This is a genomic window from Comamonas sp. wu1-DMT, assembly GCF_040187805.1.
In the GTDB taxonomy this organism is placed as follows: domain Bacteria; phylum Pseudomonadota; class Gammaproteobacteria; order Burkholderiales; family Burkholderiaceae_C; genus Comamonas; species Comamonas thiooxydans.
In genome coordinates, this window is record NZ_JBANEM010000066.1 from 1 (window position 1) to 556 (window position 556).

1 rRNA gene is annotated in these 556 nt (G+C 51.6%); it reads left to right on the forward strand.

Annotated elements, in window-relative coordinates:
- Positions 1 to 556 (forward strand): 23S ribosomal RNA (locus V8Z78_RS27085); the annotation flags it as partial.

Genomic DNA, 556 nt, shown 5'->3' on the forward strand with positions numbered 1-556 from the left:
TTACTGTGCGTGGTAGGAGAGCGTTCTGTAAGCCTGTGAAGGTGTCTGGTAACGGATGCTGGAGGTATCAGAAGTGCGAATGCTGACATGAGTAGCGTTAAAGGGGGTGAAAAGCCCCCTCGCCGTAAGCGCAAGGTTTCCTACGCAACGTTCATCGGCGTAGGGTGAGTCGGCCCCTAAGGCGAGGCAGAGATGCGTAGCTGATGGGAAACAGGTCAATATTCCTGTACCGATCAATAGTGCGATGTGGGGACGGAGAAGGTTAGCTCAGCCAACTGTTGGAATAGTTGGTTCAAGCGTGTAGTCGTGCTCTTTAGGCAAATCCGGAGAGCTGAGATGAGGCGTGATAACGAGTCTGCTTGCAGACGAAGTGAGTGATACCCTGCTTCCAGGAAAAGCCACTAAGCTTCAGCTATTGACGACCGTACCGCAAACCGACACTGGTGCGCGAGATGAGTATTCTAAGGCGCTTGAGAGAACTCAGGAGAAGGAACTCGGCAAATTGACACCGTAACTTCGGGAGAAGGTGTACCCCAAGTAAGTGAAGTTGTACAAA